This is a genomic window from Vibrio sp. J1-1 (genome assembly GCF_021728395.1).
Classification (GTDB): Bacteria; Pseudomonadota; Gammaproteobacteria; order Enterobacterales; family Vibrionaceae; genus Vibrio.
In genome coordinates, this window is record NZ_JAKKCM010000006.1 from 173,723 (window position 1) to 196,697 (window position 22,975).

General features: G+C 43.5%; 24 protein-coding genes. 5 read left to right on the forward strand and 19 right to left on the reverse strand.

What is annotated here, in order from left to right:
• Positions 1–100: 100 nt before the first annotated feature.
• On the reverse strand, positions 101–1,318 hold the full coding sequence (locus tag L3V31_RS11660) for an ROK family protein (RefSeq protein WP_237316217.1): 1,218 nt from the start codon (positions 1,316–1,318) through the stop codon (positions 101–103).
• Between the two features lie 360 nt (positions 1,319–1,678).
• Between L3V31_RS11660 and pyk the strand changes: the two genes are divergently transcribed.
• On the forward strand, positions 1,679–3,121 hold the full coding sequence (pyk, locus tag L3V31_RS11665; protein WP_237316218.1) for a pyruvate kinase: 1,443 nt from the start codon (positions 1,679–1,681) through the stop codon (positions 3,119–3,121).
• 71 nt (positions 3,122–3,192) lie between these two features.
• Here the strand turns inward: pyk and L3V31_RS11670 are convergent, their stop codons facing one another.
• Together L3V31_RS11670 and L3V31_RS11675 are read right to left on the reverse strand one after the other, a co-directional pair.
• Positions 3,193–4,350 (reverse strand): patatin-like phospholipase family protein, encoded by a 1,158-nt coding sequence (locus L3V31_RS11670; RefSeq protein ID WP_237316219.1) that lies wholly within the window; start codon positions 4,348–4,350, stop codon positions 3,193–3,195.
• Between the two features lie 33 nt (positions 4,351–4,383).
• Positions 4,384–4,476 carry a YnhF family membrane protein gene (locus tag L3V31_RS11675; RefSeq protein ID WP_020335625.1) on the reverse strand — a complete coding sequence of 31 codons (93 nt, stop codon included), beginning with the start codon at positions 4,474–4,476 and terminating at the stop codon, positions 4,384–4,386.
• 127 nt (positions 4,477–4,603) lie between these two features.
• Here L3V31_RS11675 and L3V31_RS11680 point away from each other — a divergent pair, with 127 nt between their 5' ends.
• The 3 genes from L3V31_RS11680 (at position 4,604) to L3V31_RS11690 (ending at position 7,220) form a co-directional block, all read left to right on the forward strand.
• Positions 4,604–5,194, forward strand: coding sequence for an outer membrane beta-barrel protein (locus tag L3V31_RS11680; protein WP_237316220.1), 591 nt, complete (start codon positions 4,604–4,606; stop codon positions 5,192–5,194).
• 467 nt (positions 5,195–5,661) lie between these two features.
• Positions 5,662–7,128, forward strand: a complete 1,467-nt coding sequence (locus L3V31_RS11685) for a sodium-dependent transporter (RefSeq protein WP_237316221.1) — start codon at positions 5,662–5,664, stop codon at positions 7,126–7,128.
• Entirely contained in the window at positions 7,125–7,220 is a 96-nt protein-coding gene (locus tag L3V31_RS11690; RefSeq protein WP_237316222.1) for a MetS family NSS transporter small subunit, read from the forward strand. The genes L3V31_RS11685 and L3V31_RS11690 overlap by 4 nt, the downstream gene beginning before the upstream one ends.
• Before the next feature lie 61 nt (positions 7,221–7,281).
• On the opposite strand, the gene L3V31_RS11695 is transcribed toward L3V31_RS11690, so the two are convergent.
• The 15 genes from L3V31_RS11695 to yceD form a co-directional block, all read right to left on the reverse strand.
• Positions 7,282–7,686 (reverse strand): hypothetical protein, encoded by a 405-nt coding sequence (locus tag L3V31_RS11695; RefSeq protein ID WP_237316223.1) that lies wholly within the window; start codon positions 7,684–7,686, stop codon positions 7,282–7,284.
• Between the two features lie 276 nt (positions 7,687–7,962).
• The gene (gene ptsG, locus L3V31_RS11700; protein WP_237316224.1) at positions 7,963–9,393 is read right to left on the reverse strand and encodes a PTS glucose transporter subunit IIBC; all 1,431 of its coding nucleotides are present in this window, start codon (positions 9,391–9,393) and stop codon (positions 7,963–7,965) included.
• Positions 9,394–10,269: 876 nt separating this feature from the next.
• Positions 10,270–11,037 carry a YchF/TatD family DNA exonuclease gene (locus L3V31_RS11705; protein ID WP_237316225.1) on the reverse strand — a complete coding sequence of 256 codons (768 nt, stop codon included), beginning with the start codon at positions 11,035–11,037 and terminating at the stop codon, positions 10,270–10,272.
• Positions 11,028–11,990, reverse strand: a complete 963-nt coding sequence (locus L3V31_RS11710; protein WP_237316226.1) for a DNA polymerase III subunit delta' — start codon at positions 11,988–11,990, stop codon at positions 11,028–11,030. Before L3V31_RS11710 ends, L3V31_RS11705 begins: the two co-directional genes overlap by 10 nt.
• A gap of 25 nt (positions 11,991–12,015) precedes the next feature.
• Positions 12,016–12,648, reverse strand: a complete 633-nt coding sequence (tmk, locus tag L3V31_RS11715; protein WP_237316227.1) for a dTMP kinase — start codon at positions 12,646–12,648, stop codon at positions 12,016–12,018.
• Positions 12,645–13,661 carry an endolytic transglycosylase MltG gene (gene mltG, locus L3V31_RS11720; RefSeq protein WP_237316228.1) on the reverse strand — a complete coding sequence of 339 codons (1,017 nt, stop codon included), beginning with the start codon at positions 13,659–13,661 and terminating at the stop codon, positions 12,645–12,647. Before mltG ends, tmk begins: the two co-directional genes overlap by 4 nt.
• Positions 13,658–14,473: an aminodeoxychorismate lyase gene (gene pabC, locus L3V31_RS11725; protein WP_237316229.1), complete on the reverse strand. Its 816-nt coding sequence runs from the start codon at positions 14,471–14,473 to the stop codon at positions 13,658–13,660. The genes mltG and pabC overlap by 4 nt, the downstream gene beginning before the upstream one ends.
• Positions 14,474–14,598: 125 nt before the next feature.
• Positions 14,599–15,849, reverse strand: coding sequence for a beta-ketoacyl-ACP synthase II (gene fabF, locus L3V31_RS11730; RefSeq protein WP_014232490.1), 1,251 nt, complete (start codon positions 15,847–15,849; stop codon positions 14,599–14,601).
• Between the two features lie 93 nt (positions 15,850–15,942).
• On the reverse strand, positions 15,943–16,176 hold the full coding sequence (gene acpP, locus L3V31_RS11735; protein WP_004406112.1) for an acyl carrier protein: 234 nt from the start codon (positions 16,174–16,176) through the stop codon (positions 15,943–15,945).
• 247 nt (positions 16,177–16,423) lie between these two features.
• Positions 16,424–17,158 carry a 3-oxoacyl-ACP reductase FabG gene (gene fabG, locus L3V31_RS11740; RefSeq protein WP_237316337.1) on the reverse strand — a complete coding sequence of 245 codons (735 nt, stop codon included), beginning with the start codon at positions 17,156–17,158 and terminating at the stop codon, positions 16,424–16,426.
• Between the two features lie 41 nt (positions 17,159–17,199).
• Entirely contained in the window at positions 17,200–18,123 is a 924-nt protein-coding gene (gene fabD / locus L3V31_RS11745; RefSeq protein WP_237316230.1) for an ACP S-malonyltransferase, read from the reverse strand.
• Positions 18,124–18,199: 76 nt separating this feature from the next.
• On the reverse strand, positions 18,200–19,150 hold the full coding sequence (locus L3V31_RS11750; protein ID WP_237316231.1) for a beta-ketoacyl-ACP synthase III: 951 nt from the start codon (positions 19,148–19,150) through the stop codon (positions 18,200–18,202).
• Between the two features lie 5 nt (positions 19,151–19,155).
• A complete protein-coding gene (gene plsX / locus L3V31_RS11755; RefSeq protein WP_237316232.1) occupies positions 19,156–20,181 on the reverse strand; it encodes a phosphate acyltransferase PlsX in 1,026 nt (341 codons plus the stop codon).
• 10 nt (positions 20,182–20,191) lie between these two features.
• A complete protein-coding gene (gene rpmF, locus L3V31_RS11760; RefSeq protein WP_014232495.1) occupies positions 20,192–20,362 on the reverse strand; it encodes a 50S ribosomal protein L32 in 171 nt (56 codons plus the stop codon).
• Between the two features lie 59 nt (positions 20,363–20,421).
• Positions 20,422–20,946 carry a 23S rRNA accumulation protein YceD gene (yceD, locus tag L3V31_RS11765; protein WP_237316233.1) on the reverse strand — a complete coding sequence of 175 codons (525 nt, stop codon included), beginning with the start codon at positions 20,944–20,946 and terminating at the stop codon, positions 20,422–20,424.
• Between the two features lie 149 nt (positions 20,947–21,095).
• Between yceD and L3V31_RS11770 the strand changes: the two genes are divergently transcribed.
• Positions 21,096–21,677 carry a nucleoside triphosphate pyrophosphatase gene (locus L3V31_RS11770; protein WP_237316234.1) on the forward strand — a complete coding sequence of 194 codons (582 nt, stop codon included), beginning with the start codon at positions 21,096–21,098 and terminating at the stop codon, positions 21,675–21,677.
• Between the two features lie 55 nt (positions 21,678–21,732).
• Here L3V31_RS11770 and rluC read toward each other — a convergent pair whose 3' ends face one another.
• Positions 21,733–22,677, reverse strand: coding sequence for a 23S rRNA pseudouridine(955/2504/2580) synthase RluC (gene rluC, locus L3V31_RS11775; protein ID WP_176291947.1), 945 nt, complete (start codon positions 22,675–22,677; stop codon positions 21,733–21,735).
• Positions 22,678–22,975: the final 298 nt, after the last annotated feature.

The following is a 22,975-nucleotide window of genomic DNA, read 5'->3' on the forward strand; positions in this document are numbered from 1 at the left end:
AGTACCAATCGTAGTAAGTAACAAGTAGTAAATAACAAAAAGGGATGAGAATTTAAGTCTCATCCCTTTGATATGTCCGATATAAAGTCAGTAAAAGAGATTAACCCTCTACCACTTTCATCAACAGTTGCCCGTCATACAACGCTTGTTTTACAAGTGCTGCACCCGGCATTGTCGCTTGCTTGTAGAAGCGAGACTCTACCAGTTCCAGATCTTGGTGGTAAACCGGTAAACTCTGCTCTTCAATACAACGACGAATAGCAGGGTAAAGGATCCCTTTCGCTTGGTTGATGACACCACCAATCAAGATCTTTTCTGGGTTAAAAAGGTTAATCACAATCGCAATCGCAGAACCTAGATAGCCGCCCAGTTTTTCAATCACATCCACAGCAAGAGGATCACCATTAGCAGCAGCTTCACATATGCTCTCGATACTCATCTCCTCTTGCTCAGCAAGGCTGGACGCCTCACCATCAGCAATACGTCTGACGACTTCTTCACGAATAGCCTGTGAGCTTGCCACCGTTTCCAAACATCCAATATTGCCACAATGACAGCGTTTACCATTTGGATCTATCTGAATATGGCCTAATTCACCGATATTACCGTGACGACCTAACAACACACGTCCATCCAGAATAATACCGGCACCTAAACCATGGTGAATCGAGATCAGAACTGAGTTTTCATTCTCTTTAGAGTGACCAAACAGTTTCTCCGCTAGTGCCCAAGCTCGCGTGTCATTAGCAACAAAGACTGGTAAACCTGTTGCCTTATATATTTCAGGTCCCAGAGCTAAATTTTTTACGTTGTAATGAGGCATTTGTAACACGATGCCTTGCTCTGAGTTAACAAGGCCTGGCAGCGTAATTGCGATACTGGTAACACGATCTAACTGATCAGCATAAGTTTGAAAAAATTCATCGATTTCGTAAAGCAAGCGCTCAAGTACATCGTCTTGGTCCAGCTCATGAATTTCGATTTTTGTATCAATTAATACATCGCCGCCGAGCTCATGGAGCGCGATTGTCAAATAACCACGGCCTAAACGCATCGACAGGAACTGCCAACCTTCATTATTAACCTGTAAACCGACAGCGGGACGACCACGACTGGTGGCCTCTTGAACGGTTGTTTCATGAATCAAGTGTGCTTCAATTAATTCTCGAGTGATTTTAGTAATACTTGCAGGCGCAAGCTCACTTTGCTTGGACAAATCAATTCGAGATATTGGACCCTTTAAGTCAATTAGTTTATATACCCGACCAGCATTGATCTGTTTGATATGATCAATATGGCCCGGTTGAGCCATGTACATTCTGCACTCCAAAATTCTATAACACGGCAATTTTTTTACTTTGCGAACTAATTGTGAAGTGAATTAATAGATCCCCGTGACAAGCATCACGCAGAAACCTGATTGTTTGTGTATTTAGTCAAATAACGGAAAATTTACACCTGTTAAATTGTGTAAAAAATAACTTATTTTTTTGACCAAATTAGTAAATCCCTCCAAGCGAGTGGCTATCACTAAAAACATCAAGCTAATTCTTTGCCGTTGGTTTTTGTAAAGATGCAGAACTTTTTGCTTGTGTTCATCTTAACCAAAGCATTCTGTGCATATACTTAAATACAATTCGAGTTACCTTGTCCCACACTAGCATTCTTCGGAGACTCTATGACATCCACATTGAGAAGAACAAAAATCGTTACCACACTTGGGCCTTCAACTGATAAAGACAATGTACTTGAGGAGATCATCAAAGCTGGCGCTAACGTTGTACGAATGAACTTTTCACACGGTAGCAGCGAAGATCATATTCAACGTGCAAACAAAGTCCGTGCTATTGCCGCAAAACTAGGACGTCAGGTTGCAATTTTAGGCGACTTACAAGGTCCAAAAATCCGCGTATCTACATTCAAAGATGGCAAAGTGACGCTCAAAGTAGGTGACAAATTCACCCTAGATAGCGACTTGCCAAAAGGTGAAGGCAGTCAAGAAACAGTCGGTTTAGACTACAAAGAATTGCCACAAGACGTCGCACCCAACGATGTTCTATTGCTCGACGACGGCCGCGTTCAATTACAAGTCACCAGCGTAGAAGGCAATAAAGTACATACTCGTGTCACGATTGGTGGTGTCCTGTCGAACAACAAAGGCATCAACAAAAAAGGCGGTGGATTATCCGCAGAAGCCTTAACAGAAAAGGATAAGGCAGACATTTTTACTGCCGCAGAAATCAAAGTCGATTATTTAGCGATTTCTTTCCCGCGTAATGGCGAAGATATGCATTATGCACGACGCTTAGCACGAGATGCAGGCTTGGAAGCAAAGTTGGTCGCCAAAGTAGAGCGCGCCGAAACTGTAGAGAGCAATGAGTCGATCGACGATATCATTATGGCATCTGATGTTGTCATGGTTGCTCGCGGAGACTTAGGGGTAGAGATTGGCGATCCAGAGCTTATTGGTGTTCAGAAGATGCTTATTCGTCGTGCTCGTAGCTTAAACCGTATCGTCATCACCGCAACCCAGATGATGGAGTCGATGATCACAAGCCCAATGCCAACACGCGCCGAAGTCATGGATGTCGCAAATGCTGTGTTAGATGGCACCGATGCGGTGATGCTGTCAGGTGAAACAGCGGCAGGCCAATACCCGGTGGAAACCGTTAAATCGATGGCAGATGTATGTCTTGGGGCAGAGAAAATGTCTGAAGCTAGTCTGTCTTCATATCGTTTAGACCGAACCTTCGAAACAGCTGAAGAAACGATCGCGATGGCAACCATGTACTCTGCAAACCATATGGAAGGCATCAAAGCCATGATCTCCTTAACCGAGTCAGGCAGAACAGCCCTTATGATGTCTCGTCTTAGCTCAGGGTTACCAATTTTTGCCTTATCAAGGAATGAATCGACATTGAATCGCGCCGCATTATATAGAGGTGTCACACCCGTCTATTTTAACGCTAAAGAAGATACAGGATTACCAACCGCGCAGGCTGCTATTCGCTGTTTAAAAGAACAAGGTTTTTTAAACGACGGAGATGTGGTCATTATTACTCAAGGTGATGTAATGGATGTCGTTGGCTCAACCAACTGCATGCGTATTATGCCTGTATAATATATCAGTACAAAGAATAAGGGCCCCTTTCGGAGCCCTTATTCACTTTAAAACTCAGCAATATCAAAACACTACGCACTTTCTCGCCCATCTAAGTCAAGATCAATATTTATCTGATCATAAAGTTGGACGAAGTTGTATCCTGCCTGTAAACCTAATTGATAATCATGTTCTAACGCTTCAGGATCACTCAACAAAGAAGAGGCACGAAGCGCTTCTCTGGGCGCGATCTGCAAAATAAAAGTATCATCAGGCGGCGTAGAGAGAAACGCTTGAGTAAGCTCAAATGTTTGATAATGGATCATCAGCATATCAGCTAAACCAGAGTCAAAGTTTTCTCCGATAAGGTGACTCAGTCGATACAAATTATCCGCCCCAAACAACCATCGTCCACCATTTAGAAGCATTTCGCCAGTCAGTTTAGATTGATGGGCGTTATTAATTTTCTGTTGGAAAAAGGACGCCCAATCAGACTTCCACTGACTCACTTTCTGTTGCCACGATTGCTGAACGGAGTTTATAGACTCACGATACCACTGCACAGGGGAGTCCCCTATTTCGCTTTGTACTCTTGCTTTACTCTCTGAGTACGGCTCAGTTCGGATAACAATAATATTACGCGCATTCTGTCGCCATGCTTCCTGAACAGGAATGGAAGCAGAAACACCACCATCGACAAATTTATGCCCATCTACATCAACAGGGCCAAGGTATAACTTAGGAATGGCACACGTTGCCAACATGGTTTGAAACCAGGAATCTCCCAACATAGGAAGATACTGATCGGAAAGCGTCTCTACATTAGTTACAGCCGCAAAAGCGCCTCTAGCTCCCAAGGCTTTACGCCCCATATCGAGGTCCAGTTTGTAGGGAAAATCCTGAATTCGTTCTAGCGCCCATTCCAGCCCCAAGTATTGCTGCTTACGAATATAACGAAAAAGGTTAAAAAACTCAGGCGAGGTAGTCAGTTCAGTAATAAACGCCTTACCCATACCATGCTGACGGCATAAATAGGGGCACAGGTTTAGTGCGCCTGCTGAGGTACCATAGAATTCATCGAAGGGATCAAAGTTGGAGAGTAAAAAAGCATCAAGCACTCCAGCGGTAAAAATTCCTCTCTGCCCTCCTCCTTGCGTCACAAGAGCAGTTTTGCCATGCCTGAATTGTTCGTAAACATTGATATCAAGTTCAGTATGACTATCTGTAATTATACCGCTGTTACGTATCATCGGCTTACGCCTTCTAATAAAGCTAAACTTAGATTAAGCCGAAGTAATCGCAATAATTCCGTATGACAAAAGAACTGCGAACACAGCGGCAACGATGATTAGTGCGGATTTGAGATCGTGTTCCATAAACACCTCCTTAAACTGTAACAAATTAATAACACCAGTGTGAAACATGTTCAAGATTTGCTTGATTTGTTCGCACGGTTTTGACTAAGCCATCACAATTAGCGTAGGTATAATAAGGAGATAGGACATGAGTAATAAATTCGACTGCTTAGTTGGAAGTATTTTGATGAGTGTTGCTGTTAACGCCCAAGCGAATATCATCGTCACGCCATTCATTGGTTACACCGGTGGCGGTAAAGTGGAAGACGCGAACGCTAATACCTACGACATCGATGCAGCTACCAATTATGCGTTGGCAATAGAAACACCTTTTCTTCAGGGTAGAGTTGGTCTTTTTTACTCCTATCAACCGACAGAACTAAAATCACTGTCTAACTCGGCAGACATTCATTACCTACAGTTTCAAAGTAGTCTCGCCTATCCTATTGCACGGGGTTGGCAGACATACGCTGGCTTAGGGTTAGGCGGCTCTTATACAGATGTGAACTGGGCGGATAAAAAAGTGGGTTTTTCTGTTAGTGCGTTTGCTGGTATTGAATATGAATACTCTCAAGCATTTGCTTTAACGGCACAACTACGCTGGCTAGGTACCGTAGTCGACAATGACACTTCAGGCTCATGTACATTACCATCTGAAGGTTCCAACTGCATCATCAAGTATGACACAGATTGGATGAACCAATTTCAATCTAATGTCGGATTTAGCTTTCGCTTTTAATCGCCTCGCGTTGACGAAACATCTTCTAGAGGATGTACAAAAGCTAGTCGTACCCCCTAAATAATCAAAACAGTCCTTATAACCAATTATTTAGCTATATGGCAGTCATTTATCTTGATACATACTGATCAAATCTCAGATAAACACCATGAAAACTAAAATTAACCATATTATAACCAGACAAAATACTAATATTAACATTTAGAATCTGTTGCGCTTGTGATTATTAGAAGTTAGTCTGAACAGCGAAAACAGATAAATATTTCAGTTTTATCAAACACACATCAACAATTTAAGAGTTAAACTCTGAATTCTTTCATGTGAAGCAGAATAAAAAATGGCAAATCAACAACTACTTAGAATTTAGGCTATAAAAACTGATGGATAGCAGTTTCCCTAACTTTTAATAAATTGCCCTGCTTTACAGAAAGAGCTTCATTCCTTAGGGAGTTGTACAGGAGTCAAATATGAAGCGAGAACAATGGGGATCCCGCGCAGGATTCATCTTAGCAGCAGTAGGGTCAGCGATCGGTCTGGGGAACATTTGGCGTTTCCCATACATGGCCTACGAAAACGGTGGCGGCGCATTTTTTATTCCTTACCTTTTTGCCATGATCACTGCAGGTATTCCATTCATGATCCTAGAGTTCAGTATGGGGCAAAAATACCGTGGCTCAGCACCAAAGACGCTAGCAAAGATTCATTCAAAATTTGAGTGGCTTGGTTGGTTTCAGGTGGGTGTCGCAGCAGTCATCGCCGTTTACTATGTTGCCGTGATCGGCTGGTCTATTTCTTACTTTGGTCTGTCGTTCAGCCAAGGCTGGGGAGCAGATACAAACGCGTTTTTCTTCAGTGAATACCTGAAGTTAGGTGATAACTCACCAACTAATCTAGGTAGTATCCAATGGAAAATTGCGTTGTCTATGGTGATTGCTTGGGCCGTTACTTATGTAGCGATTGCGAGTGGTGTGAAATCAGGAATCGAGCGTGCATCCAAGATCATGATGCCAATTCTTTTCTTGATGGTGCTGTTCCTTATCGGGCGCATGGTGTTCTTACCAGGTGCACTGAACGGTGTGAACTACATGTTCGAACCTGACTTCAGCAAAATCTGGGATGTTAAAGTATGGGCAGCCGCTTATGGTCAGATCTTCTTTACCCTGAGTATCGGTTTTGCCATCATGCTGGCCTACTCTAGCTACTTGCCAGAGAAATCAGACATCACAAACAATGCGTTCATGACAGTATTAATTAACTGTGGTTTCTCTATCCTTGCCGGGATCATGATTTTCTCTGTATTGGGCTATATGGCTCAGGAGCAAGGTAAACCATTAACAGAAGTGGTTTCAGCGGGTGTTGGTCTTGCATTTGTAACGTTACCAGCAGCAATTAACTTATTGCCAGCACCTTACATTCTTGGTCCACTGTTCTTCTTTGCTTTAGTTGTAGCAGGCTTAAGCTCCCATATTTCAATCATGGAAGCTGTAACCTCAGCAATTATCGATAAATTAAACTGGACTCGTAAGAAAGCCGCAAACGTTGTTATTGGTACTGGTTTCGTCGTATCCATGGCATTTGCAACCAACGGTGGTCTGCTATTGCTTGACTTGGTTGACCATTTTGCCAACAACGTAGGTATCATGGTTGGTGGCTTAGTAGAAATCGTATTGATGGCATGGCTATTAAACCGTGTTGCAGAAGTTCGTGGTTACGTTAACGAGCGTTCTGATTTCTCAATCGGCCAATGGTTTGAAATCTGCTTGCGTTTCGTTACACCAATTATGCTAACTGTAATCTTAGCGACTAAGCTTTATGCTCTACTTACTGACGGCTACGGTGGTTACGATTTGACGTTAGGCTGGGCATTGATCGCAGCACTCTTTATCTTCGGGCTATTAATTAACGCAGTAAACCGCAAGGAGACAACAAAATGACAACCAGCGCAATCATCATGATGGTTCTTGGCTTAGGCATTACTTGGGGCGGTGCGGCCGTTTGCATCAAGCGAGCAATGAATAAGCAATAAAACTTGTTACCAACAATAAAAATGCCGGCTATTGAGCCGGCATTTTTCTTTGTAACTGATATTAGAAGCTGTATTTCACACCAACTGCACCACCAAGCTGTAAATCTGCACCTTTATACAGATCAAGCTCTGGATGCAGCTGTGCATACACATCCCAGCCCTGAGATAAGTCCCAATTGACGCCTAGTGGTACACGCACACCAAATTCATCGTCCCACTCGTACCAACCACCTACACCCACATACCAGGTTACCGGGATGTTTTGGTCGAACGTACCGCGTTTAGCAATGTAGTCAAAAGCCATGCCGTCATTACCGATAATCCCACGGTAAGTATTATCTATCTCAACAACAACGCTCAATTGTTGATCGACTGCCATACCAACAGCTAAATCAGAAGCTCCATTAGCCGCCATTGCAGCGCCAGACATCAGTCCTGCTGCCAGTATTATTAGTTTCTTCTTCATAAACGTTATCAATTCTTAAAAAAACATCGTGCATAATTCAAACACGACTGGATTTTATTATGTCAATGAAGGGTAAGAAGGATGTAGGGAAACTCTCAAAAAAGTAAAGATGAGTTTATAGTCACATGAATTAGGGTAAGTGCTTTAGTAGGGAAGGAATGTGATATAGAAAGTTTGTTAAACCGTAAGGTGATTAACGTATTGAAGTTAGAGTACGTAGACATTAAAAAAGGAGGCCGAAGCCCCCCCTTTCACTTAAATAATGGACAACTGAGATTAGCCGTGGTTACGAATCCACTCATCCATTTCTGTTTTTAGGTTATCAGACTTAGTACCGAAGATAGCCTGAACACCACCAGCAACAACAACAACACCTGCTGCGCCTAGCTGTTTTAGTTTGTCTTGGTCGACAGCTGCAGTATCAGCGACTGCAACACGCAGACGAGTAATACATGCATCTAAACCTGTGATGTTAGCTTTGCCACCGAATGCTGCGACTAGTTCACCACCCATGTCTGAGCCAGAAGTTGTTGCAACACTTTCAGTTTCATCTTCACGACCCGGTGTTTTTAGGTCAAGAGCAGTGATCACTGCACGGAACACAACGTAGTAGATAACCGCGTAAACCAGACCTACACCAATCATCAGAACCATCTTTTGAGCATTACCAGACAACACTAAGAAGTCGATAAGACCGTGAGAGAAAGAAGTACCGTGAACAAAACCTAGCGTGTTAGAAACAACGTATGCAGAACCAGCTAGTAGCGCGTGGATTCCGTATAGTAGTGGAGCAACGAATAGGAACGAGAACTCGATTGGCTCAGTAATACCAGTAAGGAATGATGTTAACGCAGCTGACGCCATGATACCCATTACCTTCGCTCGGTTTTCAGGCTTAGCACAATGAGCAATAGCAATAGCTGCCGCTGGTAGACCGAACATTTTGAACATGTAACCACCCGCTAGCTGACCGAAGCCATTACCAGCAGCACGTGATGCTTCATCAGCAACAAGGTAACAAGTTAAAACGCCGTTTTGAGCTTGACCTGCAGCGTTGACACATTTACCTGCTTCGAAGAAGAAAGGTACGTTCCATACATGGTGTAGACCGAATGGAATCAGTGAACGCTCAACAATACCGTAGATACCAAATGCTAGCTGCGGGTTTTGATCCGCCGCCCAGTGAGAGAACGCGCTGATACCGCTACCAATTGGTGGCCAGATTACAGAAAGGATAACACCAAGAATGATCGCACCAAAGCCAGTGATGATTGGCACCGCACGTTTACCCGCGAAGAAGCCAAGGTATTCAGGTAACTGAATCTTGAAGAAACGGTTGAATGCCCAGGCAGCCAAACCACCACTTAAGATACCGCCTAGTACACCAGTATCAATTTTTTCAACACCCATGACGCCAGCCATTACACCAAGCGTCGCAGTCATAATACCGTAACCAACGATTGCAGCCAGACCTGCTACACCATCGTTATTTGTGAAGCCTAGAGCAACACCGACAGCAAATAGCAAGGCCATCTGGCCAAATACAGAACCACCAGCTTGTTCCATTAGGTTAGAAACAATCTCTGGAATGAAACTCAGATGGGCAGCACCAACACCCAGAAGAATACCTGCAACCGGCAATACCGATACTGGAAGCATCAGTGATTTACCGACTTTTTGCAGGTTAGCAAAAAGGTTTTTGAACATGTTCAAGCTCCTGATAAGTAATAAATATTATATGGGCACTAACGGCCACCCCCCGTAGCCTAAATGTTAGCACCCAATTAAGATGTAACCACAAAATGATTATATTTTATGCCTCGAAATATATTATTGATAACCCTCAAAGTTCGAAGACAATAATCGTTTACAGATCACGAAAACAACAAATTAATTGATAAATTCCTCTAGTAATAGCGTTTGAACCATACTAGTTATCAACGGCCTCTCTTTTATTACAAAACCAATAAATTTCATAAATATAAGAAACACAAAAACACACAAAGCCATAACGCAAGTTGCGTGCAAAATGTTCACCTTATCCATAAAGTGACAAAAAAATCTAACAGAAGCATAGGCGAGAAATGGCACTTAGCATGCATCAATTGATAAAGTTTACTAAAGAAACCTTTCATTAGTTTTGCTCCTGATAGAATAGTTAGAGCGCTAGCGGCACACCCCCGCAGCCTGAATGCTAGTCTCTACAGAATATATAACCGCGAACACGATATATTTTCCGGCTCTAAATATATCCCGTAATTGGTACCGGTTTCTAGCGGATGCTTGAGATTAGTTTCAAAGTAATATATAGATCACAGTCTAAACGCTATTAAGCAATGGATTACATTGAGGTTAAGTTACTGTTTTAATTTAAATTATTAATTAACAACATTAATTTTAAAGAGTAAATAAAATAGATGGGATTGTTACTTTTCATCACAAAATAAATTCAGATTAAATTGACACCAAAAAATCACCAAAACTAGTTGGGTTATTAAATAAAAAATCGACTAGACGGTATTTTAATATTAAAAAAGGAGCAATCGCCCCTTTTTTAATCTAATTTAACCGAAATCTTTTTATCTATCGTAAAAAAAGATTCTTGAAGTTTTCGGTAGTTTTTTGTGCGACTTCTGAAAGAGCAGCCCCTTTAAGCTGCGCAATGTAAGCCGCTACTTCGACAACATAGGCGGGTTGGTTCTCTTTACCTCGATGAGGAACTGGCGCTAGATAAGGTGAGTCGGTCTCAATAAGTAACTTGTCCAAAGGAAGTGTCTTAACCACTTCTTTGAGTTCAGTTGCTTGGCGGAAAGTTACGATCCCTGAAATAGAGATGTAAAAGCCTAAATCCAACGCGGCTTCAGCAAATGCAAGATCTTCGGTAAAGCAGTGAATCACACCACCACACTTATCTGCTCCACCAGCGCGAAGTATATCCAGTGTGTCTGAACGAGCATTTCTCGTGTGGATAATCAGTGGCTTATTAAGTTCAACCGCAAGTTCAACATGCTGCTCGAAACGTTCTTTCTGCAACGCAGCAGTTTCTGGCTTGTAATGATAGTCCAAGCCAGTTTCACCAACCGCCACTACCTTGTTATGTGAAGCATGCTGACGAAGTGTGTCCAGAGAAAATGCGCTTTCTACATCTAGAGGGTGAACGCCACAAGAAGCGTAAACATTCTCGTATGGCGTAATCATTTCCAACATGTTAGGAAACGAGTCCAGAGTCACCCCTACAGAGAGTAGCTCCGTCACATTAGCCTGCTTGGCTTTGTTAATAACGTCTTCCACGCTGATGTGGAGATCGTCGTAATTCAATTTGTCTAAGTGACAATGCGAATCTACGAACATAATGCCTCTCGTGATTCAATTAACCAATTCATTGATAATAGCTCAAGGTTCAAGCCCGGAAATGCTTGTAGTTGAGCCTTGATTTCCATCAACTGCTTCGCTGATGAATATAAACCGTTGTAGCTTTTGTGCTGAAGCTGATAAGCACCAGGCAAAATATCGCCTTCAGAAACACCAAACTGAACCTTCTGTGCATCAGTGAGAAGATACCAGGCCCAATTTATCGCGTTTTCGGGATGTTTCGCCATATAAGAAGCACATGCTGATAGATCAGCCACAACGGATGACATAGCGTCTATGAAATCGTATTCGAATGTCAAATACTCATCCAATTCACCACTATTTTTTGCCTCTAGTGTTTTTAAAGGCGATCCGCTATTAAGCTTTAATGCATAAGCAGGAAGATCGGATGCACCGTTCTCTTTCAGCCACTGCATTGCTTGATCAGTCGATGGTGGGGTAACAACCCAATGTTGACAGCGGCTGCGTATCGTCGGAAGTAAGCGCTCTTGATTATGTGTGACAAGCAAGAACAAACACTTCTCTCCCGGCTCTTCTAGCGTTTTTAACAACGCATTAGACGCCGACTCATTCATCATGTCTGCAGGTTCAATAACAAACAAGCGATAACCGTTGAGTTGTGATGACTCATGCGCGAGGCGATTACAAGTACGGATCTGATCAACCGTTATTGCTTTGCCCTCTTTCTCTGGTTTGATCCAGTGCAAGTCTGGATGACTGTGCGATTGAACGAGCTGACAGCTATGGCAAAAACCACAAGCTTCGCTAGTGAAGTTCTGACACAGAAGCGCGTGACTAAAACGCTCAACGAGATAGTCAACAGCCAAACCAGGCTCACTTTGTATCAACAAAGCACCGGGAATTCGGTCTGAGTCTAAACCCGCTTTTAGGTTATCCCAAATAGGGTTGAGCCATGGAAAATCATTAAACATGAGTCAATTAAATCCTTGTTCGCGCTTATTGACGCGATAACCACTCATTCAACGCCTCTTGAATATCATGAGACACTTTCTCAATCGGCTGCTCTGCATTGATCACGACAACCGATGGATCACTATTGGCAATATCCAAATAACGTTCACGAGTACGCTCAAAGAAGCTGATATCCATCTTTTCGATACGGTCAAGTTCACCGCGCCCACGAGCACGTTCCAGACCAACTCGGGGGTCGATATCCATATAAAGCGTTAGAGCTGGTTTAAAATCACCCAGAGTAGTGTCACGAAGGTTTTTCATCAGTGATGCATCGATCTGACGACCACCACCCTGATAAGCCTGAGAAGACATATCATGACGGTCACCCACAACCCATTGCCCATTCGCTAGAGCAGGCTTTATGACGTTCTCTACTAGTTGAACACGTGCCGCGTAAAGCAGCAGCAATTCCGTCATATCCTGAAGCTCTTCACCCTCGTGTTCTTCTTTGACTAGTGTTCGCATCTTCTCTGCTAGTGGCGTACCACCGGGTTCACGAGTATTGACAATATTTTCGATACCCGCAGTTTTAAGAGTATCTAACACAGTTTGTATCGCAGTACTTTTACCCGCGCCTTCCAGGCCCTCTATGACAATAAAATTCGCTTTCATCATTTATTCTTTCTTAGTTCTCTTAAATAGGCTCTTACGGCACGATTGTGCTCTGCAAGGGATTTGCTGAACACATGTCCGCCCTTTCCGCTTGCGACAAAGTATAAGTAGGCACTCTCTTCAGGGTTCAACGCCGCAACGATTGACGCTTCTCCTGCCATTGCAATTGGCGTCGGTGGCAACCCACTAATGACATACGTATTGTATGGCGTAGGCGTGCGCAGATCTTTTTTACGAATATTACCGTCATACGCATCGCCCATTCCGTATATCACTGTCGGATCTGTTTGCAAACGCATACGCTTGTTCAGACGATTAACAAATACCGATGCGACTCGCTCACGCTCTGAATCAATAGCGGTCTCTTTTTCGATAATTGAAGCCAAAATCAAAGCTTGGTATTTATCTTGAATCGGAAGTTTTTCCTGGCGTGACGCCCAATGCGCATCAAGTATACTATTTAGTTTCTGGTGCGCGCGCTTTAGTAGCTGACTTTCTGTGGTACCGGCAGTGTAATGGTATGTTTCTGCTAGGAAGAGTCCTTCTAGCTTTTCACGTTCAATACCCAACTTAGCCGCCATCTCCTTTTCAGAGAGTGCGGTCAAATCATGCTCTACGTAAGGCGCTTCTTTAAGCAAGTCCAACCATTCAGAAAAACGGCTGCCCTCCACAAAAGTAATCGCGAACTGATACTCTTTGCCTGTATTTAGGTGCTCTAACGCTTGATAAAGCGATATCTTAGGCTCGAGTTGATATGTTCCAGCCCTAACTTGTAGCAGTTCCGGATAAAGACGCGGAATAAAACGAGTATAATCAGAAGACTCGATAACTTCTGCTTTCACCAAGTCACGCATTATTTGGTTAAAGCTTGTACCATTTTCTACCGTAAATAGCTGAGGTTGCTCAAGTAGAATTGGCTTATTCACGTATTGCTTCGCCTGTGAAACAACGTAAAAAACACCTGCAGCACCAATCAAAGCGATCAGTACAGCAACAGCCAATAGTTTTTTAATCACGTAGTTAACTTCCCTTGCAGTCGTTGAGTCTGTTTTCCTATTGGAAATACGTTTTTCTTATTTTGTGTTGTAATGCTCGTTACAGGAGCCACACCTAATATTGAGTTACACATCCATACTTCATCGGCGTTGAGCACATCAGAAAGCTCAAAGGCCTCTACCTGTACATTGATGCTATTAACCTCGCAAAATTCAATTACCTTGCGACGCATGACACCGGCAACACCAGACAAACTTAAATCAGGCGTATAAACATTATTATCTTTAACCCAAAAAAGGTTGGCCATTGTAGTTTCAATGACATGATTTTGCACATTTAACGTTACTGCATCGGCAAACTCGGTCCCGTCTATTTCGGATTTCGCGAGCACCTGCTCTAAGCGGTTATTATGCTTGTGACCAGCAAGTAGCGGTTGAATACCTAATCGCGTTTCACACACGCCAAGACTTACACCATTAGTTTGCCAGGCAGCGTAATGACTAGGGAAAGGAAAATTAGAAATGGTCACGGTTGGCCCTTCAATGCCATACGGGCTATATCCGCGCCCACCAGTGCCACGACTGATATGGATTTTCACACCCGCATCACCATCTGACAATGCTGCACTCGCAGCCCATTCATAAACCGCTTGCCAATCGGGAAAAGGAATGTGTAACGCTTTGAGACAGGCTTCCATCCTTGCAACATGCTCAGGCCAATACACCAACTCTCCCTTCTTAGTCAGGATTGTCGAGAAACACCCATCACCATATTGAAAGGAACGATCGCTCAATGAGACATGTGTTTGTGGAATTCCATTTACCCAAAACATTCGGCTTCCTTAAAAATTGTGGCTATCAAATAAAACAAAACGGCTCAATGCTAAGCATTGAGCCGTTAGAATACAAGTTCCACTTATCTAAATTAAATTAGACAGTGTTACTCTGAAAACAAATGTTATTCAGCGAACTTTTTGAATACCAAAGAACCGTTTGTACCGCCGAAGCCAAACGAGTTACAAATTGCGTATTCCATACCTTCAACCTTGCGCGCTGTGTGCGGTACAAGATCGATATCTAGACCTTCTTCTGGATCATCTAGATTGATGGTTGGCGGAACAATTTGATCAACCAAAGACATCACCGTGATGATTGCTTCTACAGAGCCTGCAGCACCCAGTAGGTGACCTGTCATAGACTTCGTTGAAGAAACGAGAACTTGCTTAGCGCCTTCTTCACCAAGCGCACGTTTCACGCCCTTGATTTCAGCCACATCACCAGCAGGTGTCGAAGTACCATGTGCGTTTACATAACCCACTTGAGTACCTTCGATTTTAGCATCACGCATTGCAGCTTCCATCGCCAATGCACCACCTGAACCATCTTCACTTGGAGAGGTCATGTGATAAGCATCGCCCGACATACCAAAGCCAACTAGCTCTGCGTAGATCTTAGCACCGCGAGCCTTAGCATGTTCGTACTCTTCAAGTACCATGATGCCGGCGCCGTCACCAAGAACAAAGCCATCACGGCCCTTATCCCATGGACGAGACGCTTTTTGAGGTTCATCGTTACGAGTAGATAGCGCTTTAGCAGCACCAAAGCCTGCCATGCCTAATGGTGTTGACGCTTTTTCAGAACCACCGGCAACCATAGCATCAGCATCGCCATAGGCGATCATGCGAGCTGCATGGCCGATGTTATGTAGACCAGTAGTACATGCAGTAGAAATCGCGATGTTTGGACCACGAAGACCACGCATGATAGATAGGTTACCTGCAACCATGTTTACGATGGTCGAAGGAACAAAAAATGGGCTAACTTTGCGAGGGCCTTTGTCTACTAACGCAGTGTGACCTGATTCAATCAGTTCCAGACCACCAATACCTGAGCCGATGGCAACACCAACTCGAGCCGCGTTTTCTTCGGTAATTTGTAAGCCAGAGTCATCAATTGCTTGCATGCCTGCTGCAACGCCGTACTGGATAAACAAATCCATTTTACGAGCATCTTTCTTAGACATGTACTCTGTGCAATCGAAATCTTTCACAAGACCTGCAAAACGAGTTGAGAAATTCGTAGCATCAAAGTGCTCGATATTCACAATACCACTTTGACCTTCTAGCAGGGCTTTCCAAGATGATTCTACTGTGTTGCCTACCGGTGACAACATACCCATGCCAGTGACAACTACACGACGCTTGGACACGATATAATTCTCCGGGAATTGAATATTTCTATGAGAGGATAGAAGAAGTTAGAAAGAACACAGGCGGTCTAGGAGACCGCCTGGGAGAGATAATTACTGAGCGCTGTTTACGTAGTCGATTGCAGCTTGAACAGTAGTGATCTTCTCAGCTTCTTCGTCAGGAATCTCAGTGTCGAATTCCTCTTCTAGAGCCATAACTAGTTCTACAGTGTCTAGAGAATCAGCACCTAGATCGTCAACGAAAGAAGCTTCGTTTTTAACTTCTGCTTCGTCTACACCTAGCTGTTCAACAATGATTTTCTTTACGCGTTCTTCGATGTTGCTCATTTTTTCTTTTCCTTTACAGATTTCGCCTAATGCGATGATTCCGTAGTTTATTCGAACTATTGAAAGTTGCAAGGGGGTCCTTGCTGGTCAAACCACAAAATTAGCGAATTTAACCGAATTTCAATACATTTTTGACTTAAATCATGCACAAATCTTGCGCATAAGCATGACAAGTTCATGACAGTTAACTGCAACTATAAGCTATTCTTCACAATGTAAAATAGCTTATTTTGCCGAAACTGTCGTATTAAACCATGTACATGCCACCATTTACATGCAAAGTTTCACCAGTAATGTACGCTGCTTCAGGTGAAGCAAGGAAAACCACTGCTGATGCAATTTCGCGAGGATCACCCAAACGACCAGCAGGAACGTTAGACAAAGTTGCCGCACGTTGCTCGTCATTTAATGCCTTAGTCATGTCAGTTTCGATGAAACCTGGAGCAACAGTGTTTACTGTTACGCCACGAGAAGCAACTTCACGAGCCATCGATTTAGTGAAACCGATCACACCTGCTTTTGCCGCTGCGTAGTTAGTTTGGCCTGCATTCCCCATAGTACCCACGACAGAGCCTACGTTGATAATACGACCCGCACGCTTTTTCATCATGCCGCGCAATACCGCTTTAGACATACGGAAAATTGGTGTCAGGTTAGTATCGATGATGTCATTCCACTCATCATCTTTCATACGCATTAGTAGGTTATCACGAGTGATACCTGCGTTGTTTACTAGAATATCGATCACACCAAACTCATCATTGATGGTTTTTAGTGTTGCTTCGATAGACTCAACGTCAGTGACGTTAAGTGCCAGACCTTTACCGTTTTCGCCTAGGTATTCGCTGATAGCAGCTGCGCCACTTTCAGACGTCGCAGTACCAATTACTGTTGCACCACGTTCAACAAGAAGTTCAGCAATCGCACGACCAATGCCACGGCTTGCGCCAGTCACTAGAGCGATCTTACCTTCTAGATTCATCATGTTGTGTTTTCCTTTTATTATCGTGTCTTAACGCTAAATTATTTAGCTGCTTCTAACGACGCTACATCGTTAACAGCCGCTGCACTTAGTGTTTTCACGATACGTTTAGTTAGACCTGTCAACACTTTGCCAGGACCAAGCTCAAGAAGATTTTCTACGCCTTGCTCACTCATCAGCTGTACGCTCTCAGTCCAACGAACTGGGCTATGTAGCTGGCGAACAAGCGCGTCTTTAATTTTTGCAGGATCAGTTTCAGCTGCCACATCAACGTTGTTGATCACTGGAAGCTGTGGCGCATTAAACTCAATAGATTCTAGAGCAACAGCCAGTTTTTCTGCCGCAGGTTTCATCAGAGCACAGTGAGAAGGCACTGAAACAGGAAGAGGAAGCGCACGCTTAGCACCTGCTTCTTTACACAATGCACCTGCACGCTCTACTGCGTCTTTGCTACCAGCGATAACAACTTGACCAGGAGAGTTGAAGTTTACCGGAGAAACCACTTCGCCTTGCGCTGCTTCTTCACACGCTTTTGCGATAGATTCATCATCTAGGCCAATGATTGCGTACATTGCGCCAGTGCCTGCAGGTACTGCTTCTTGCATTAGCTGACCACGCAGCTCAACCAGTTTGATTGCTTCTTTAAAGTCAATCACACCTGCACATACTAGTGCTGAATACTCACCCAAGCTGTGACCCGCAAGGTTTGCAGGTTGCTCAAGACCAAGCTCTTGCCATACACGCCAAATAGCCACAGACGACGCTAACAATGCAGGCTGTGTACGGAACGTTTGATTGAGATCTTCAGCAGGGCCATTTTGAACAAGCGCCCATAGATCGTAACCTAGTGCGTCAGATGCTTCTGCAAATGTTTGTTTTACTACGTCATATTGTTCGCCAAGCTCAGCCAGCATACCTACTGTTTGAGAACCTTGGCCTGGAAATACGATAGCAAACTTGCTCATGTTGTTTTCCTTTAAGCAATGTAAAAAGAAATAAGATGCACTTCAGTGCACCTTAAATTTTGAATTCTCGTGAAACTTAGAATTTCACCAGAGCAGAGCCCCAAGTGAAACCGCCACCAAATGCTTCTAGTAGCAGAGTTTGTCCACGCTTGATGCGACCATCACGCACCGCTTCGTCCAGCGCTGTTGGTACTGTCGCTGCCGAAGTATTACCATGCTTGTCTAAGGTCAATACAACTTGATCCAGAGACATTGATAGCTTCTTAGCCGTCGCTGAGATAATTCGGTAGTTCGCTTGATGCGGCACTAGCCAGTCTAGCTCAGACTTATGCATGTTGTTGGCTTCAAGTGTGTCTTTAACTAATTTAGACAATTGGGTTACTGCAACCTTGAATACTTCGTTGCCAGCCATGTGAAGCCATTTATCCGCATCTTTACCACGATCAGGCACTGGTAAGCTCAAAAGCTCACCAAATTGACCATCCGAGTATATGTGCGTAGAAATGATGCCAGGCTCTTCACTTGCTCCAACAACAACCGCACCTGCGCCGTCACCAAACAGAATAATGGTTGAACGGTCAGTCGGGTCACATGTTTTTGACAATGCGTCTGCACCAATCACCAATACGTTTTTACACATACCTGTTTTGATGTGCTGGTCAGCTACAGATAGAGCATAAACAAAGCCAGAACAAGCAGCGGCTAAGTCAAAAGCCGGACAACCTTTAATGCCAAGCTTTCCCTGCACCTGACACGCAGATGAAGGGAAAGTATGACTACTGCTGGTAGTGGCAACAATGATAAGATCAATGTCGTTCTTATCTATACCTGCCATATCGATAGCGTTTTCAGCTGCGTAGAATGCCATGTCAGCGACTGTTTCATCTTCTGCTGCGATTCGACGCTCTTTAATACCCGTGCGAGCAACAATCCACTCATCACTTGTATCTACCATTTTCTCTAGATCTGCGTTAGTACGCACCTGAGATGGCAGGTAGCTGCCAGTACCTAAAATTTTGCTATACATGAAGACTAATAATGCCTCTCGAGTAAAACCGCTTCTAAACGATCGCTAATACGGCCTGGTACTTGTCGTTTGACCTCGTGTACTGCCTCTCCAAGTGCATTGACAATTGCAGATACATCAGCACTTCCATGGCTTTTAATGACAATGCCGCGCAATCCTAGCAAACTTGCGCCGTTATACTGGTCGGGGTTCAGTATTTTTAGTTCATTAAATAGCCGGGAAAACAACTTTCTAGCAATCCAACCCTTTATCGTAGACGCCATTATACTGGTTTTAATTTTTTCGATAAAAAGTTGTGCTGTTCCCTCACTGGCCTTTAAGCATACGTTACCGACAAATCCATCACAAACGATGACATCAGCAACGTCATGCAGTATTTGATTACCTTCAATATAACCAACAAAATTAATTGCGTCGGTTTGTGAAAGCATTTCTGCACAGCGCTTAACGAGATCATTCCCTTTTATTTCTTCTGCACCGATATTAAGAACCGCCACACGAGCGGGATGACCCAAGTGCTGTTCAGCCAACGCACTGCCCATCACGGCAAATTGAAACAAGCTGTCTGCATCACAAGATACATTCGCACCCAGATCCAACATCCAAGTACGCTTTCCACTGATGGTTGGTAAAGCAGACACTAAAGCAGGACGATCAATACCAGGCAGCAATTTGAGAATAAAACGTGACAGCGCCATCAATGCACCGGTATTACCGCCACTGACGCAAGCGTCTGCTTTTTGCTCTGAAACAAGATCGATGGCTTTACGCATCGAGCTATTTTGGCTATTGCGTAGTGCTAAAGAGGGCTTTTCTGAGTTAGAAATCACTTTCTCACTATGGAGAATCGTCAAACGAGAATGGGTAGAAGCACCTAATTGAGATAATTGAGACGTGATCAATGATTGATCACCAATAAGGACCACTTTTAGCTCTGGGAAATGAGACAGTGCCTGCACGGCGGCAGGCACTGTTACGCGAGGACCGAAATCCCCGCCCATTGCATCAAGTGCAACGGTAATAGTTTGCAAAGGTTCAACCTTACTTGTTGATAACCTTCTTGCCACGGTAGTAACCTTCAGCAGTTACGTTGTGGCGTAGGTGAGTTTCACCAGAAGTCGCGTCTACAGATAGAGCAGCTGTAGTTAGCGCATCGTGTGAACGACGCATACCGCGCTTAGAACGAGTTTTACGGTTTTTTTGTACGGCCATTGACCCTACTCCTATACTATTGGGTTAAAAACCTGAATAAGAATCGGTGACCACACCTATTACTTTTTCAGACTTTTCAAAACGTCGAATGGATTCGGTTTCTTTTCCTCAATTTCTTCAGGAAGCTCACCAAAAACCATGTTATTTGAATCAACGCTACAATCCGCTTCATCGTGCATCGCAATTTGAGGTAATGTTAAGATGAACTCGTCCTCAACCAGTTGTATAAGGTCTAATTCACCGTACTCATTTAGATCTACCAAATCATAAATTTCCGGTGCTTCCTCTTCCGTCTTCTCACCATAGTAAGGAGTGTAAAGGAATTCAACTTCACACTGATGTGTGAATACCTCATTACAACGCTGACATTCTAATTCGACTTCGATGTTAGCTTTACCAGAGATAACAACAAGTCGCTGTTCATCTATCTCAAATGACAATGAGACTTCTGCGTCGCGTTTTACGCCTTCAGTTGCTTCCGCTAAGCGCTTAAAAAGACTGCCTTGGATGATGCCATCGTAGTCCAATCGTTTCTGTGCCGCCTTCGCCGGATCAACCGTTCGCGGTATTTTTACCTTTTGCATAGGGCGCGAATATTATCTTCCAAATCAAAATTAGTCAAAGAAAAAGGCAAAAAAGTTGTACTTTTTTACGCTTATCATACAGAGCATTAGCCAGAATCATTTTTGATCGATTATCCTATCGGAAATGCTCTTGCGAATTGTAAATCAAAATGAAAAATTACCAACTGGTTTTAGCCTCAACCTCCCCTTTTCGCCGACAACTGCTGGAAAAACTTTCAGTACCGTTTATTTGTGTCTCACCAGACTGTGACGAAACACCGTTAGAAGACGAAAAGCCTGTAGAACTTGTCATGCGGTTAGCCGCCAATAAAGCGACTTCTTGTACAACAAATCAGCCAAGCCTGATTGTCGGTAGCGATCAAGTTTGTGTCATTAACAATAATATCGTTGGCAAGCCACTCAATCGTGAAAATGCCATCGAGCAGCTACTGGCTCAAAGTGGCAATGTAATCACTTTTTATACAGGTCTCGCCGTACACAATACCGCTACTAACCATACCGAAGTTGGTTACGACACCTTCGAGGTTCACTTCCGGGATTTAACTCGTGAACAAATAGAACGCTATATAGATAGAGAAGAGCCTTTTTACTGCGCGGGCAGTTTCAAAAGTGAAGGCATGGGAATTTGCTTGTTTAAAAAACTTGTGGGAAAAGACCCGAACACGCTCGTGGGTCTGCCAATCATTGACTTAATTGACATGTTGCGCGTTCAAGGGCTTGATGTCCTTTAATACAATAGAACAAAGGGAGCCATTGGCTCCCTTACTTACCGCTAGAAAAATACCATTACGCTTTTCTTAAACCAGCCAGTACTTTCTCTAACTTAGGTTCCATCTTCGCGTTAATTTCCATCCATTCATCATTTGAAGGATGCTGGAACTTAATGTTAGCCGCATGAAGGAACAGCCGATCCAAACCATATTGTCCAGTGTATGCATCAAAACGGCGGTCGCCATAACGATCATCCCAAGCGATCGGATGCCCCGTGTACTGAGTATGCACACGAATTTGGTGAGTACGCCCGGTAATTGGACTTGCTTGAATCAGCGTTGCCTGTTCAAACTTCTCCAAGATCTTAAAGCGTGTTTCGGATGGTTTACCGTTTGGATTCACACGAACAATGCTGTTGACTTCATTTTTCAGCAGCGGCGCGTTAACCACTTTACAACTGCTTTTCCATTGCCCCATTACCAGCGCGAAGTAAAACTTCTTCACTGTTTTTGCTCGGAACTGTGCTTGCAGGTGACGAAGCGCTGAACGCTTTTTAGCCACAAGTAGAATGCCTGAGGTATCACGGTCAATACGATGCACTAGCTCAAGAAAACGTGCGTCAGGACGCAAAGCTCGAAGGGCTTCGATAGCACCAAACTTCAAGCCACTGCCACCATGAACCGCGGTCCCTGAAGGTTTGTTGAGAATGAGCATATGGTCATCTTCAAAAATGATCATATCTTCCAGCTCTGCGACTCGATTAAGTTTAGTGCTCGGCGCTACGTCGTCTTCTTTCTTCTCCATAGTAACTGGAGGAATACGAACCAGATCGCCCGCTTTTAGTTTGTACTCTGCTTTAATACGCTTTTTATTAACGCGTACCTCTCCCTTTCGCACGATTCTATAAATCATACTTTTAGGAATGTCTTTTAATTGGTTGCGCAAAAAGTTATCAATGCGCTGACCCGCCATGTCTTCATCGATGTCGACAAACTGGACTTTAGTTCTTATTTCGCTCATGCGCGCTATTGTAAACGCAAATACCCGTGACTTCACATTATTCTTTCTGCAAAAGAAACACTTGCTAGAACAGACTGGTCTAAAATCGCCCAAGCTTTTGTTTAAATTATTAAAACTCTCTATCAAGTTTTAAGCTTGTTTTGTGTCTTCATCACTTTACATGATTCAATTGTTTAGGAAACAGCCAGTTATAAATTACAAAATTTGAATTTTGTGGCAATTTTTCTACCGATTGTATTAAAGCAGATTGCTGATAGCGACGCGCACTGCTATAGTTCACAGCTGCTAAGGAAGGTTT